Source organism: Variovorax sp. OK212 (assembly GCF_900112425.1).
Classification (GTDB): Bacteria; Pseudomonadota; Gammaproteobacteria; order Burkholderiales; family Burkholderiaceae_C; genus Variovorax.
In genome coordinates this window covers 15776-30500 of sequence record NZ_FOLP01000035.1, presented here as the reverse complement: position 1 = coordinate 30500, position 14725 = coordinate 15776, and the positions used below count along the sequence as shown (strand labels likewise).

At 66.3% G+C, this 14725-nt stretch carries 14 protein-coding genes and 1 pseudogene; 4 read left to right on the top strand and 11 right to left on the bottom strand.

Annotated features, from left to right (window positions below):
• Positions 1-3: 3 nt before the first annotated feature.
• The 4 genes from BM004_RS39085 to BM004_RS39065 all read left to right on the top strand — a co-directional run bounded on the left by BM004_RS39085 (position 4) and on the right by BM004_RS39065 (position 4541).
• Entirely contained in the window at positions 4-768 is a 765-nt protein-coding gene (locus BM004_RS39085; RefSeq protein ID WP_093131495.1) for a meso-2,3-butanediol dehydrogenase, read from the top strand.
• A 14-nt stretch (positions 769-782) separates the two neighbouring features.
• Positions 783-2588, top strand: coding sequence for a thiamine pyrophosphate-requiring protein (locus BM004_RS39080; RefSeq protein ID WP_093222105.1), 1806 nt, complete (start codon positions 783-785; stop codon positions 2586-2588).
• A 705-nt stretch (positions 2589-3293) separates the two neighbouring features.
• Positions 3294-3632, top strand: a complete 339-nt coding sequence (locus tag BM004_RS39070) for a PRC-barrel domain-containing protein (protein WP_093222100.1) — start codon at positions 3294-3296, stop codon at positions 3630-3632.
• Positions 3633-3650: 18 nt separating this feature from the next.
• Positions 3651-4541, top strand: coding sequence for a DUF72 domain-containing protein (locus BM004_RS39065; RefSeq protein WP_093222098.1), 891 nt, complete (start codon positions 3651-3653; stop codon positions 4539-4541).
• Positions 4542-4558: 17 nt separating this feature from the next.
• Here BM004_RS39065 and BM004_RS39060 read toward each other — a convergent pair whose 3' ends face one another.
• From BM004_RS39060 to BM004_RS39015, 11 genes and pseudogenes are all read right to left on the bottom strand, one after another.
• Positions 4559-4816: a hypothetical protein gene (locus BM004_RS39060; RefSeq protein ID WP_093222095.1), complete on the bottom strand. Its 258-nt coding sequence runs from the start codon at positions 4814-4816 to the stop codon at positions 4559-4561.
• A gap of 136 nt (positions 4817-4952) precedes the next feature.
• Positions 4953-5492, bottom strand: a complete 540-nt coding sequence (locus BM004_RS39055) for a DUF421 domain-containing protein (RefSeq protein WP_093222093.1) — start codon at positions 5490-5492, stop codon at positions 4953-4955.
• Positions 5489-5995 (bottom strand): CinA family protein, encoded by a 507-nt coding sequence (locus BM004_RS39050; protein WP_093222091.1) that lies wholly within the window; start codon positions 5993-5995, stop codon positions 5489-5491. Before BM004_RS39050 ends, BM004_RS39055 begins: the two co-directional genes overlap by 4 nt.
• 1 nt (position 5996) lies before the next feature.
• The gene (locus BM004_RS39045) at positions 5997-6488 is read right to left on the bottom strand and encodes a hemerythrin domain-containing protein (protein WP_093222089.1); all 492 of its coding nucleotides are present in this window, start codon (positions 6486-6488) and stop codon (positions 5997-5999) included.
• A gap of 145 nt (positions 6489-6633) precedes the next feature.
• Positions 6634-8916, bottom strand: a complete 2283-nt coding sequence (locus tag BM004_RS39040; RefSeq protein WP_093222087.1) for a xanthine dehydrogenase family protein molybdopterin-binding subunit — start codon at positions 8914-8916, stop codon at positions 6634-6636.
• Positions 8913-9959 (bottom strand): FAD binding domain-containing protein, encoded by a 1047-nt coding sequence (locus BM004_RS39035; protein WP_093222085.1) that lies wholly within the window; start codon positions 9957-9959, stop codon positions 8913-8915. The genes BM004_RS39040 and BM004_RS39035 overlap by 4 nt, the downstream gene beginning before the upstream one ends.
• Positions 9956-10486, bottom strand: coding sequence for a (2Fe-2S)-binding protein (locus BM004_RS39030; RefSeq protein ID WP_093222084.1), 531 nt, complete (start codon positions 10484-10486; stop codon positions 9956-9958). Before BM004_RS39030 ends, BM004_RS39035 begins: the two co-directional genes overlap by 4 nt.
• Positions 10487-10661: 175 nt before the next feature.
• Positions 10662-11516 (bottom strand): alpha/beta fold hydrolase, encoded by an 855-nt coding sequence (locus BM004_RS39025; protein ID WP_093222082.1) that lies wholly within the window; start codon positions 11514-11516, stop codon positions 10662-10664.
• Between the two features lie 49 nt (positions 11517-11565).
• On the bottom strand, positions 11566-11856 hold the full coding sequence (locus BM004_RS42265; protein WP_256220279.1) for a type 1 glutamine amidotransferase family protein: 291 nt from the start codon (positions 11854-11856) through the stop codon (positions 11566-11568).
• 367 nt (positions 11857-12223) lie between these two features.
• Positions 12224-12307: pseudogene (locus BM004_RS42260) on the bottom strand (hypothetical protein); the annotation flags it as partial.
• Positions 12304-14631: an FdhF/YdeP family oxidoreductase gene (locus BM004_RS39015; RefSeq protein ID WP_093222079.1), complete on the bottom strand. Its 2328-nt coding sequence runs from the start codon at positions 14629-14631 to the stop codon at positions 12304-12306. The pseudogene BM004_RS42260 and the gene BM004_RS39015, both read right to left, overlap by 4 nt.
• Between the last annotated feature and the right edge of the window lie 94 nt (positions 14632-14725).

The following is a 14725-nucleotide window of genomic DNA, read 5'->3' as shown; positions in this document are numbered from 1 at the left end:
TATATGCGACGTTTCAAGGATCGCGTCGTCATCGTGACCGGCGCGGGCAGCGGCATCGGCGAAGCCACCGCACGCCGCTTTTCGCAGGAAGGCGCGAGCGTGGTGCTCGCAGGCAATACGCTCGCCAAGCTGGAGCGCGTCGCTCGCGAGCTGCCGCAAGAACGCACGCTGGTGAAGGTGGCCGACGTGTCCAGCTTCAGCCAAGTGCAGGCGCTGGTGGACGCGACCATCGAGCACTTCGCCGCGCTGCACGTGCTCTTCAACAATGCCGGCATCGCGGTCGAAGGCACGGTCACACAGCCGCCGCTGGAAGACTGGGGCCGGATCATGGCGGTCAACGTCGGCGGTGTGTTCCACGGCTGCCGCGCGGCCATGCCGCACCTGATCCGGAGCAAGGGCTGCATCGTGAACACCGCGTCGGTCTCCGGCCTGGGCGGCGACTGGGGAATGGGCTTCTACAACGCGTCGAAGGGCGCCATCGTCAACTTCACCAAGGCGCTCGCGCTGGACCACGGCAAGGACGGCGTGCGCGTGAACGCGGTGTGCCCCAGCCTCACCTTCACGCCCATGACCGAGGACATGAAGAGTGACAGCGCGCTGATGGCGAAGTTCGCAGAACGCATTCCGCTCGGGCGCGGCGCAGATCCCTCGGAAATCGCCGCCGTGGTCGCCTTCCTGGCGAGCGACGACGCGAGCTTCGTCTCGGGGATCGCGATGCCGGTGGACGGCGGGCTGATGGCGTCCAATGGCCAGCCCGACATGGGCTGAGGAGCGGCACCGCCATGGCTGCAAACACAGTCGGTGACTTCGTCGTCGAACGCATGCACCAATGGGGTGTGCGCCGCATCTACGGCTATCCGGGCGATGGCATCAACGGCATCGTGGGCGCACTTGACCGTGCCGATGGTGCCATCGAATTCGTGCAGGCCCGCCACGAGGAGCTGGCGGCGTTCATGGCCTGCGCACATGCCAAGTTCTCGGGCGAGGTGGGTGTGTGCCTCGCGACCTCGGGGCCAGGCGCCATCCACCTCCTGAACGGTCTCTACGACGCCGAGCTCGACCACCAGCCGGTGGTGGCCCTGGTCGGCCAGCAGAAGCGCAGCGCGCTGGGTGGCGACTACCAGCAGGAGGTGGACCTCGTCTCGCTCTTCAAGGACGTGGCCCACGAGTTCGTGCAGATGGTCACCAGCGCCGAGCAGGTGCGACACCTGATCGACCGCGCGATGCGCATCGCGCGCGACCGCCGCACCGTGACCTGCGTGATCTTTCCGAACGACGTGCAGGAGCTTCCCGCCGTACCGGTGCCACCGCGCGAGCACGGCACGGTGCACAGCGGCATTGGCACCACGGTGCAGTCGGTGGTGCCGCCCCCTGATGCTCTGCAGTACGCGGCGGACATCCTGAACACGGGGCGCAAGGTCGCGATCCTTGCCGGCGCGGGCGCGCTCCATGCGGGTGACGAGGTCATCGCCGTGGCCGAGCGCCTGGGTGCGGGCGTCGCCAAGGCGTTGCTCGGCAAGGCCGCAGTGCCCGACGATCTTTCATTCGTGACGGGCGCCATCGGCGTACTCGGCACGCGGCCCAGTTCGTGGATGATGGAAGAGTGCGACACGCTGCTGATCGTGGGCTCGTCGTTTCCGTATGCCGAGTTCCTGCCCGAGGAAGGTCAGGCGCGCTGCGTGCAGATCGATACCGACGCGCGCGCTTTGGGCTTGCGCTATCCGGTGGAGCTGGGCCTGATGGGCGACAGCGCTGCCACATTGGCGGCGCTTCTCCCGCTGCTGGAGCCCAAGGGCGACGCGTCCTGGCGCCTATCGATCGAAAGTGAAGTCGCGCGCTGGTGGCGCGTGCTCGAGGCGCGAGCCCATGTGCCGGCATCGCCGATCAACCCGCAGCGAGTGTTCTGGGACCTCTCGCCGCGCCTGCCCGACTACTCGGTGATCACCTGCGACAGCGGATCGGCCGCCAACTGGTATGCACGCGACGTGAAGCTGCGCCGCGGCATGAAGGCCAGCTTGTCAGGCGGGCTCGCGACCATGGGGCCGGCGATACCGTATGCGATCGCGGCGAAGCACGTCCATCCCGAGCGGCCCGTGGTCGCGCTGTTGGGCGATGGCGCAATGCAGATGAATGGCATCAACGGCCTCATCACCATCGCGCGGCTGTGGCGCGACTGGGTCGATCCGCGGCTCGTGGTGATGGTGCTGAACAACCGCGACCTGAACCTCGTGAGCTGGGAGCAGCGCGTGCTCGGCGGCGATCCGAAGTTCGAGGCGTCGCAGGAGTTGCCAGACTTTCCTTACGCGCGCTTCGCGCAGATGCTGGGGCTTGAAGGCATCCGCGTGGATATGCCCGAAGCCATTGGCGGCGCATGGGACGCGGCCTTTGCGGCCGACAGGCCCGTGCTGCTCGAAATGGTGACCGATGCCGCGGTTCCGCCATTGCCGCCCGACGTTTCGCTGGCGCAAGCCAAGGCCTACTTCGCGGCGTTGTGGCAGGGCGACCCCGAAGGCATGCGCACGCTGAAGGCTGTGATACGGGAATACTGGGCCAGCTTTACGGCCGGCCGGTTGAAAACGACCTCCTGATCCGGAGCGGGCTCAGGCAGAAAGGGCTGCCTGTTCTATCCAGGCGATGCAGCGGCGCTTGAGGATGTCGATGCCGACCTTGGCGGAGATGTGGGTCGGCACACCACAAGCTTGCATCGGTGACGATTGAGGGGGGGAAATGTCGCCCCAGCGCAACGAAATGACTGTCTTCAGTTTTCAACAGATAGATCGCGCAGGTCCACGCTCCTGACCGACCGTCGTGGATAAACGTGTGTCCATCCACGGCACACCTGCGCAATACCTCCACACTCATCCAGGCGCGCCATGAGGATCGATCAGCTGGCGCGACCAACAAGTGAATCCAACAATGCACGCATTCGCATGCGGGCGCCAACCGATATTCCGCAGAAAGGCTCCAAGTTTTTATCCGCGCCCCCTGCTGATCTCGATTGCACTGGCGCTAACACCCCGGCTGCGGTTGCAGCGCCCCGAAAGATCCAGCCAGTCACCGCCGGCACGGAACGGAACGGAATGACAGTCGAAGACCCGATGTGCTACAAGTGTGCTACAGGGTGCGCCACCGCCAACGTCATGAGGTCCATCAACATGTCGACAACGACCATCCGCCTTGAAGATGAGCTCAAGGCCTCGCCGATGAACCGTGTGCCCCGCGCGGGCGACACCCGTCGCCTGGGCTCTGAAGCAGCGTCGGCGCCTCCCAGATGCGTCGGCAAGGAGAAGGCCATGGCCAGTTCTGCAAACGTCATCTCGTCGGACCGCGTCGAAGGAACCACCGTCTACAACGCCGCCGGCGACAAGCTCGGCACCATCGACGATCTCATGATCGACAAGCTCTCGGGCGAGGTCCGCTACGCCGTCATGGAGTTCGGCGGCTTCCTCGGCATGGGCACCGACCGCTATCCCATTCCCTGGAACATGCTGAAGTACGACACCTCGCAGGACGGCTACGTGGTGCCGCTGGACAAGGCCCGGCTCGAAGGCGCGCCGCGGTATGCAGACAGCAGCGTTCCCGACTACGACGACCGCTACACCTCGAGCATCAACAAGTACTACGGCTTTTGAGTTCCGCCGCCGTGGACGATGCGCAAGCAGGTACGAATCGGCATATCGGGTTGGAGGTACGCGCCGTGGCGCGGCAAGTTCTACCCTGAAGGATTGCAGCAACGCAAGGAGCTCGCCTTCGCGTCGGGCATGTTTTCGACGATCGAGCTCAACGGTTCCTTCTATTCGCTGCAAAGGCCCGAGTCTTACCAGGCATGGCACGAACAGACGCCGAAGGACTTCGTCTTCGCAGTGAAGGGCCCGCGCTACGTCACGCACATGCTGGCGCTGAAGAATGCCGAAACGGCGCTGGCGAATTTCTTCGCCTCCGGGGTGCTGGCGCTGGGGGCCAAGCTCGGCCCCGTGCTGTGGCAGTTGCCGCCGCGCATGCGCTATGACCCGGAGCGCATCGAACACTTCCTGTCGCTGCTGCCGCGCGACGCGCCTTCGGCGCTCGCGTTGGCACGCAGTCACGACGAACGCGTCGACGGGCGGGCATTCCTGAAAGCACCGCGCGGCCTCAGGCTGCGGCACGCCATCGAGGTGCGCCATCCGAGCTTTGCGAATCCGGACTTCGTGGCGATGCTGCGCCGCCACCACGCGGCGCTGGTGGTCGCGGACACCGCCGGGCGCTGGCCGCTCATCGAAGACATCACGTCCGATTTCGTCTACGTGCGCCTGCACGGCGACAAGGAGCTGTATGCGAGCGGCTATGTGGACCAGGCGCTCGACCACTGGGCATCGCGCATCGAAGGTTGGCACCACGGGCGCCAGTTGCGGGGCGCGAAGCTGGCATCGCCAACCGCTGCACGCCGCAGCATGCGCGACGTGTTCTGCTACTTCGACAACGACGCTAAGGTGCATGCACCCTACGACGCTGCGCATCTGGCGCAGCGGCTGGGGTTGGCGACAGGTCCGGAACGAACCTGAAGCGCGCGCAGGTGTCCTCAGTCTTTCGCCGGCTCCTGGTTCGTCACGGGGGTGAGGTCTTCGTGCAGGTCGAAGTCGTCGGAGTCGTCATGCTTGGTGGCTTCCACGTTCTTGCGCTTGGCCTGCATGCGTTCCTTCGGCGCGGGGCCGGCGACGTTTTCTCCGGCCTTGTTGCGGGTGCCTGAAAACTTCTCGCCGCCGCCGATGTTGTCCACGCCACCGCTGGTGGTGGGGCGGGTTCCGTCGCCCGATCCGGTCACGGGTGGATTGATCATGGCTTGTTCCTTGTCCTTGTGTTGAGTCATTGCAAAAGCTAGGGCGCGGCGCACGGCCGCGTTGTAGGCGCAAAGGCCTTCGGCGTGCGCGCGTTGTTTCAGATCGAGATCGCGTCCCCGCAGCGGGTTCGAGGATTTACTGGAGAGGGGGTCGCGGCGCTTTGGCGGCCTTGAGCGGCGCGTCCGGGTTGGTGGTCCGGATCTTGAAGACACTCAGCGTTCCGTCGCTCTCGAGCCGCGCAATGCGAACTTCGGCGATGTCTTCCACACCCTGCTCGCGCAGCTTGCCCTCGAGTTCCTCCATCGTGACCATCTCGCGCTTGAGCGCACGGCGGTTGGCGCGCCCATGGCGCACCAGCACCTCCGGCAGAGGCTCCAGGAACCGGGCCACGGGCGCGAATCTGAAGCTCAGCCAGTCGAGCGCGTAGTTCCAGCCGATGAGCGTCGACAGCAGCACCAGCCCGTCGTTGATGGACTTGTACTCGCCCTGCATGGCGTTGCTGGACGCATCGGCGACCAGCACGACGAATAGCAGGTCGGCCACGCCCATGGAGCCGATGTCCCGCCGCAGCAGGAAGCGGAACACCAGGAGCAGGAACCAGTACACGACGGTGCCGCGCACCACCATGTGCCACACCGGGAACTCTCGCGCAAAGAGGTCCATGAGTTCGCTCATCCGGTTGCCGCCTGCTGGTGGTAATGGGCCACGCGGCTGAGCGCGTAGTCGGCGCTGGCCGCGCGGATGGCATTGCGGTCGCCCTGGAAAACACGCGTCTCGGTGAATTCGCGCCGGTCTCCGCCTTCGCGAAACACCCAGGCGAAGCACTGCGTGCCTGCCGCGATCTCCGGGTCGGCATCGTCCGCCACGCCGGTGTTGGCAATGGCGACGCCCGCGTCGCTGTTGTCCAGCGCGCCGCGCGCCATGGCCAGCGCAACGGGTTCGCTGGTGAGGTTGTTCTTTTCGAGCACCTGCGCCGGCACGCCGAGGCAGCGGCGCTTGGCCTTGGGGTCGTACACCACGAAGGCCGATTCCAGCACCTGCCCCGCACCCGGCGTGGCCGCAAGGCGCGAGGCGATGAGCCCCGCGGTGCACGACTCCGCCGTGACGACCACCAGCGCGTGCTTCTTCAGGTAGGCCACGGTGGCCTCGTGCCCACCCTCGCCGCCCGGCGATGCCATGTCAGGCGGCCTCGGTCATCTCCGCCATCAACTCTTCCTTGCGCGCGGCGAGCTGCTCACGCATGGCGACGAGGTCGAGGCCCTTTGCAGCGCGCGCCTTGGGGAACATCTCGTTGCGCTCTTCCTTCACATGGTGGTCGATGTATTCGCCCAGCACCTTGACCTTGGCATCGAACATGTCGTCGATCTTCTCGGCGCCCTGGATCTGCGCGATCAGGTCCTTGGCGCTCGCATGCTCGACCTCGGCCTCGTCGAGCAGGTCGGTTTCCTTGATCGCCTCGCGAACCGCCGGGTAGAAGATTTCTTCCTCGATCTGCGTGTGGACCGTGAGCTCCATGCAGATCTGCTGGGCCAGTTCGAGCTTTTTGGCGGGCGCGCTCGCAGCCTTGGACCCGACAAGCTCCTCGTAGGCGCTGAACATCTTCTTCACGTTCTTGTGGTCGGTGTCCAACAGGCTGCATGCATCGGGCTCGGCGCGTTTGGTGGTGGTCATCGTGGAACTCCTTGTGGTTGGGAGGCACAAGGTCGCGCAACGATGGCGGCGCACTCGTAGGACGGCGTTGGCTCGCCCCGACGGAATCGTGGAAGTCCTCAGGCGCACGTCCACGGGTTTGCACCCGACGCAGGCTCGACCCGATTCAGGGCGCCATCACCTTGTCGGGCGTCATGGGCGTGCTGCGCACGCGGCGTCCCGTGGCATGGAAGATCGCGTTGCTTACAGCCGCGGCCACGCCGACGATGCCGATCTCTCCCACACCCTTGGCGCCGAGTTCGCTCACCACGCGGTCGTCTTCCTGCGCAAAGATCACGTCGATGTCGTGGATGTCCGCATTCACGGCCACGTGGTACTCGGCAAGGTTGTGGTTCATGAAACGACCCAGCCGATGGTCGGAATGGGTTTCTTCGTGCAGGGCCTGGCTGATTCCCCAGACGACGGCGCCCGTGACCTGGCTGCGTGCCGTCTTGGCGCTGAGGATTCTTCCTGCGGCAATGGCGCTCACCACCCGCGTGACACGCACCGTGCCGAGCGCCTCGTCGACTTTCACCTCGCAGAACACCGCGGAGTGCGTGGCGCGCACGTACTTGCGTTGCTTCAGGGCGCTGGGCAGCAACAGATACTTTTCTTCGATGCGCTGCTTGTCGCCGGCCGCCATCAGGGCCGTCAGCGCGACTCCCTTCTCGGGGGACGCGCGCAACCGGATCCGTTGCTCCGCAAACTCGACGTCGCCGAATCGCGCCTTGGCCAAGGGTGAATCGGGCCACGCCCTGGCCATGCGAAACAGGCGGCGCTGCAGCTTCTCGCACACGCCCTGCACGGCCGAGCCGACCGTGGTCACGTGCGACGACCCGCCCTCGATCGGAGCGACCGGCAAGGTCGAATCGCCAAGCTGGAAAGTCACGCGCTCCAGCGGCAGGCCCATGGCTGCCGCCGCGATCATGCCCATCACGGTGTAGGTGCCGGTTCCTATGTCGGTGGCGGCGCTGCTCACCACCAGCCGGCCGTCCGCATGCAACACGGCGCTGGCGCGCGCGAACATCTGCATGGCGTCCCACGTGCCGGTCGCCATGCCCCAGCCCACGAGTTCGTTGCCGTCGCGTATGGTGCGGGGTGCCTGGGGCCGCGCCGCCCAGCCGAAGCGCTCGGCACCCTGGAGGTAGCAGGCGCGCAGCGCCTTGGTGGAATACGGCATGTCGTCCATCGGGTTGCGCTCCGCATAATTCTTCAGGCGCAGCGCCAACGGGTCCATGCCCAGTTCGTAGGAAAGCTCGTCCATCGCCACTTCGAGCGCGTGAACGCCATGGGCCGCCCCGGGCGCGCGCATGTCGATCGGGCTGTACCGGTCGAGCGGAACGACCTGGTAGGCCAGCTTGATGTTGTCGCACGCGTAGAGCTGCCCCGACCAGTTGACCACCACCTCCACGTAGTCCTCGAAGCGCGAGGTCTCGGCCACCGCGCTGTGCACGATGGCGCGCAGGGTGCCGTCGCGGTCGGCCGCGAGCTTCAGGCGCTGCAGCGTTTCGGGCCGGTGGCCGAAGGTGAACATCTGCTGGCGCGTCATCACCACGCGAACCGAGCGCTCGAGCTGCACAGCCGCCATCATGGCCAGCACCAGCTGGTACTGCGGGCGCAAGCCCGAGCCGAAGGCGCCGCCCACATAAGGGTTGCGCACGGTCACCTTGTCCTTGGAAAGCCCGAACACGTGCGACACGTACCAACGGCTGTTCTGCGAACTCTGCGTCTTGTCGTAGACGAGGTAGCGGCCGTCGGCGTGGCGGATGACGGTCGAGGCGAACATCTCCATCGGGTTGTGGTGCTCCACGCCGCTGTAGTACTCGGCCTCGATCTTCACCGGCGCCTGGGCATACGCCTTCTCGCCGGCTCCTTTTTCTTCGGGCGGCGGCGAATAGCCCGCCTTGAGCCGGCTGGGCTTGCGCGCGGCACCCAGGTTCGCCATGAGATTCGTCTCGTGCGGATCGGCCTCGTACATCACCTGCACCAGCGAAGCGGCATACCGGGCGGCCTCGAAGGTCTGGGCCACCACCAGCGCCACGGGCTGGCCGCTGTAGCGGATGCGTGCGTCGTGCAGCGGCTTGAACGGCGAGCCGCCGGGCGATGTCATGTCCTTGTAGAAGATCCCGATGGACCGGGTCCTGGGATGGTTGTCGTGCGTGAGGATGTCCAGCACGCCCGGCACCGCCTTTGCGCGTTCCAGGTCCATGCGCACGATGCGCCCCTTGGCGATCGTGCTGTTCACCACGACGCCGTAGGCCAGGTCGTCGGCCGGGTGCTCCGCGGCGTAGCGTGCCTGGCCGGTCACCTTGGCGCGGCCGTCGACGCGGGACACGGGCATGCCCAGCGTCACGTCGCCGGTGCCTTCGTCGGCGCCGGGCGCGCGCAGGGCGTCGATCAGGTCGGTCATGGGTGCTCCTTCAGGTCGGGGCGACCGGGGCTGTCGTTGGGGTCTTCGGCATGCGCGGCCGTGCCCGCGGCGGCGGTTTCGAGCGCGCGAACGATGGCGCGGCGGGCCATGATCAGCTTGAAGGCGTTGTCGCCCTGGCTGCGTGCGCCTTGCAGCAACACCTCTGCAGCCTCCGCAAAGTTCTCCGCCGACGCCGCCTTGCCTGCCAGCAGCGCCTCCGCCTCGGGCACTCGCCACGGCTTGTGCGCAACGCCACCGAGCGCGACGCGAGCACTGCGGATGCGTCCCTGCGTGTCCAAATCGAGGGCCGCAGCCACCGACACCAGCGCAAAGGCATACGACGCGCGGTCGCGCACCTTCAGGTAGGCCGAGTGGACTTCGTACTGCGCCGCGGGCGGCAGTTCGATGTGGGTGATGAGCTCTTCCGGCGCGAGTGTGTTGTCTTGCTCAGGGTGCTCGCCGGGGAGGCGATGGAAGTCGGCGAACAGTATCGCCCTGGCGCCGGTATGCGACTGCACATGCACCACGGCCTCCAGCGCGGCCAGGGCCACGCACATGTCCGAAGGATGCGTGGCAATGCAGGCCTCGCTGGCGCCGAGGATCGCGTGCTGCCGCGTCAGGCCCCCTGTCGCCGAGCAGCCGGCGCCGGGCTCCCGCTTGTTGCAGGGCGCGGCCGTATCGTAGAAATACACGCACCGCGTGCGCTGCAGCAGGTTGCCGCCGTTGGTGGCCATGTTGCGTATCTGGGGCGAGGCGCCGGCCAGCAGCGCCGCGCTCAGCAGCGGATACCGCCGGCGCACGGTAGCGTCGTAGGCGGTCGCGGCATTTCGCGCCAGCGCACCGAGCATCAGGCCGCCGTCGCGCGACGGCTCGATGCGGTCCAAGGCCAGCCGGTTCAGGTCGACCAGCCTCCGCGGGCGCTCCACGTTCTCCTTCATGAGGTCGATGAGATTGGTTCCGCCCGCAATCCACCGGGTGCCCTCGCCGAAGGCCGCCAGCGCCTCGTCGACGGACCCCGGCTCGACATAGGTGAAGGGCGTCATAGCTTGGGCCCCCACATCACCTCGCTGACCGCACCGACGATCTGCGGGTAGGCCCCGCAGCGGCAGATGTTGCCGCTCATCAACTCGCGGACGTCGTCGGCGGTTCGGGCCTCCCCTTCGTTCATCAGGCCGACGGCGGAACATATCTGCCCGGGCGTGCAGTAGCCGCACTGAAGGGCATCGTGCGCCACGAAGGCGCGTTGCAGCGGATGAAGCTCTGCCCCGTTCGCCAGGCCTTCCACGGTGGTGACCTGGCAATGGTTCTTCATCACCGCCAGCGTGAGGCAAGAGTTGATCCGTTGCCCGTCCACCAGCACCGTGCAGGCGCCGCACTGGCCGTGGTCGCAGCCCTTCTTCGTGCCCGTGAGCCCCAGGCGATCTCGCAAGAGATCGAGCAGGGTGACCCAGGCTTCGACCTCCAGGTCATGCGCTGCCCCGTTGACGTGGATCTCGATGGGATAGCGCTCGACGGCCGTGCGGGTATCCGGCCTCCGGTGCGGATCGGGCGACGACACTTTTGCATCCATGCGTATTCCTTTTCAGCGACTCGCGACAAGCCGCGAATGTGGCTGGCACAAGATCGCATGCAGGTAGGAGGGGGACGACTCCCGCGTAGTCCAGGCCGCGCGACCTGGCCGGACAGACGCTCGCGCTTGGAGCCTGGAAGTTCTGGCAGATGCGGGAGTCCCCGGGGGCGGACGGTCAGGCGCCCGCTGACGGCTGAGCCGAAGCGAAAAAGTCGCACAGCAGTTTGCCCACCTGGACCGGTTGCTCGTGATGGAGCCAATGCGTCGCATCTTCGAGGCGAACAAGGCTTGCGTTGGTGCAGTATTTGAGCGCTTCGTCGGCCAGGCCGGCTTCCAGCGCCGAGTCTTGCCCACCCCACAAAACCAAGGTCGGCGATTCGATGGGTGTCGACAAGGGACGGGCAAATGCCATGGCGCGATACCAATTGAGCATGCTGCCGATCGCCCTGGGTTCTTCCCATGCCTCCCGGTAATCTGCCAGCAGCTCGTCATCGAAGGTGCCGGGTTTGCTGGTCCTGGTCAAGCTTGCGCGCAGGAGCGAAAACCCATGCGCACTCAGCAATGCTTCCGGAACCAGCGGCAACTGGAAGAAACCGACGTACGCGCTGCGCGCCAGTTGGAACGGGTGCGTCAGCGCGTAGCCCAGAAAGCTTGCCGGATGCGGCCCGTTCAGGACGGCCAGGCGATCGATCAAGCCGGGGTGGCGGGCCGCCAGGTGCCAAGCCACCATGCCGCCCCAATCGTGGCCCACGACCGCGAATCTTTCAGCACCCAGCGCCGCAGCAAGTGCACAGACATCGTCGGCCAGGACATCCAGAACATAGTCGCTGACCGCACTCGGTTTGTCGGACTGCCCGTAGCCGCGCTGGTCCGGCACGGCGACACGCCAACCGGTTGCCACAAGCGGGTCGATGTAGCGCTGCCAGGCTCGGGAGGTCTCTGGGAAACCGTGGAGCAGGATCACGAGCGGCGCTGTGGCCGGGCCCGCAGTCACGACCCGCAGCTTGATGCCGTTCGCGGCAATGAACATAGGTGCCAAGTGTTCTCCTCCGTTCAGATTGCGCGCGGCCGCACGATCGTCAGGCCTTCGGCGTATCGTTTTCCCGTCCGAAGTGACGGTGCGCTCCCATTGCCTCAATGAACGCTCCGATGCCTTCGTCGGCGCTCGCGGCATCCGCCAGGATGAGTCCGGGATCGACGGCACCATCCGGCAGGGTCATCGGGATTTGCGCTTCGGCAAGCAGCGCATCGGACGCGCCGAACGCGAGGATGGTCTTGCAGTGCCAGTACTGGTCGCGAAGGAACTCGAGCGCGGGCGTCCTGGTTGAGGGCTTCAACCGCCGCTTCGCCGTCGGGCAGGACGATTGCATCGAACAGGAAGCCGGGCGAGTTTTCCATCGTGGCGTCGGCCTCGAATTTTTCGCCGCCAGCGCCGACGTAGGTGCCCAGCCGGGCGGCGACAAGACGCGGAACGGCGCCGGTCGCCACGAGCGACGACACCAGCTGTTGCAACGAGGCGCCCTCGACGCCATGGTCGATCAGGACCGCGACCTTGCGGGTGCGGATGCCGCCGTCGCCAGGCCGTGCCATCAGGGACAGCGCCGGCGAGCTTTCCACCTCGGGCTGCGCAGGGTTTTCCAGCGCCTTGGGCAGGGGCGCCGGAAGTTGCATTCCGAGGTCTTGTGCCAGGCGTTGCGCAAGATCGGGCGCCGCATTGAGCAGGCTTGCCACCATGCGTTGCCGGACCGCGGGGACCGTGACTTTCGAAAGCTCGAATCGGAACGCGTTCCCGATGTGCGCCTTCTCGACCTCGCGGCTCAATGCGCTGCCGTTGCCATGGCCGGCGCGGCCAGCGATGCCTGTAGCCGTATCGGAATGGCCTTGGACGCCGGCACCTTGCTCTTCTCGGCATGGTGCGCCAGCGGCACCAGCCGGTTGCATTCGGGGTAGTAGCCGCCCGCGCAGCCCGCCGGAATGTCGTATGGGGTGATGCGCAGGCCGCGCACGCTTCGCGCGTGGCCGTCGTCGACAGCGGTGCTCACGTCCACGATATCCCCGTCCGCGAAGCCCAGGCGCCGGATGTCGTCGCGATTCATGAGCAGCACGCGGCGCGTGCCATGGATACCGCGAAAGCGGTCGTCCAGGCTGTAGATGGTGGTGTTGAACTGATCGTCGCTGCGCAGCGTCATGAGTCGCAGCACGTCGGGCCCCGTCTCCGGCGTGTCGGGGTCTGCATGGAGTCGGCCATAGCCCTTGAAGTTCGCCTTGCCGTTGGGCGTTTTCCAGACGCGCTCCCTCGCGGGCAGCGGGCGCGGAAAACCGCCGGGCGCCTTCAATCGTTCGTTGAAGTCGTGAAAGATTTCTGGAAAAGTCTGCGCGATGTGGTCTCGCACCAGCGCGTAGTCGGCCACCCAGTCATCCCACGGCACCCTCGGTTTGGGCAGCAAGCTGGCTCGGGCAAGGCCCGCAATGATCGCCGGCTCCGAACGCACCGTGGTTTCCGCCGGCGTCGCGACGCCCTTCGACGCATGCATCACGCCGGTCGAGTCTTCCATCGCCACGGTCTGCTCGCCGCTGGCCTGGAGATCGGTTTCGATCCGGCCCCGGCACGGCAGCAGGTAGGACACCTTTCCAGGCAACAGATGGCTGCGGTTGAGCTTGGTGGCCACGTGCACCGTCAACTGTAAGCCCTGCCATGCGGCCTCCAGCCTGTCCGTGTCCGGCACGGCGCGCACGAAGTTGCCGCCCAACCCCACGAACGCACGCACCTGCCCCGAGAGCACGCCCTCGCAGGTTTCCACGGTGTTAAGGCCCTTCGCGCGAGGAGGCTCGAAGCCATACATTTCGGCCAGCTTGTCCAGGGGCGCGAGCTCCGGCTTCTCGGTGATGCCGACGGTTCTCTGGCCCTGAACGTTCGAATGCCCGCGTACGGGGCAGATTCCTGCACCCGGCCTGCCGATGTGGCCGCCGAGCAGCAGCAGGTTGCAGACCATCTGCACGTTCTCCACGCCTTTACGGTGTTGCGTGAGGCCCATGCCGTAGATGCCGATGACTGCCTTGGCGTTGGCGAGCGTGGCGGCGGCGGTTTCCAGCTGCGCCCGCAGCACACCGGATTCCGTCTCGATCTCGGACCACGCCGTCTCGCGCAAGGAGGCCGCGAAGCCTTCGAACCCGTCGGTGTGCCCGGCAATGAACTCCGCATCGAGAACGCGCGCGCGGCCTTCGGCGATGGCCTCGTCATCGGCCGCCACGAGCGCCTTGCACAGGCCGGTGAGCGCGGCCAGGTCACCGCCGTTCTTCACCTGCAGGTACTGGGTGCTGATCTGCGTGTGCGCGGGCGTCAGCATCTCGGTGGGGGATTGGGGATTCACGAACTCGACAAGTCCGCGTTCGCGCAGCGGATTGAAGGTGACGATGGGCACGCCGCGCTTGCGCGCGTCCTGCAGCTGGTGGAGCATCCGCGGGCTGCTGACGCCGGTGTTCTGGCCGAAGATGAAGATCGCATCGCATTGCTCGAAGTCTTCCAGCCGCACGGTGCCCACCGCCACGCCGATGGTTTCGGGCAAGGCCACCGAGGTGCTCTCATGGCACATGTTCGAGCTGTCGGGCAGGTTGTTGTTGCCGTACAGGCGCGCGAGCAGCTGGTACATGTAGCTGGACTCCAGCGAGGCGCGGCCCGAGGCGTAGAACACCACCGACGCGGGGTCCTCGGCCTGAAGCGCCCGCAGCTGGGCGCCGATGCCCGCGAAGGCTTCTTCCCAACTGGTCTCCAGGTAGCGATCGCTTTCGGCATCCCATTTCATCGGCACGGTCAGCCGCCCGCCTGCTTCGAGCTCGTGATCGTCCCACGCCCGCAGGCTGGTGACGGTGTGCTCCAAAAAAAACGATGCCGGGCGGCGCTTGGCGGTGAGTTCCCACGCGGTGGCCTTGGCGCCGTTCTCGCAAAACTCCGCCGGATGCGGATGCTCGGGTTTGGCCCAGGCGCAACTCACACAGGCAAAGCCGCCGGGCTTGTTCTGCCTGTACAGGGCCTCCGCGCCGGCGATGGGAATGCGTTCGCGCAGCAGATAGCTGCTCACGGCCTTCAGCGAACCCCATCCACCGGCCGCGTGGGTGTAGGGCTCGAATCGCGTTTTGTCGGTCACAGGGTGCTCCGGCTCTGTTATGGCGTGGGGTCAACGTATGCCCCCGTTCGCCGCAGGCTGTAGGTCGTTGCCGAACCGGCCTGTCGGTCGACTG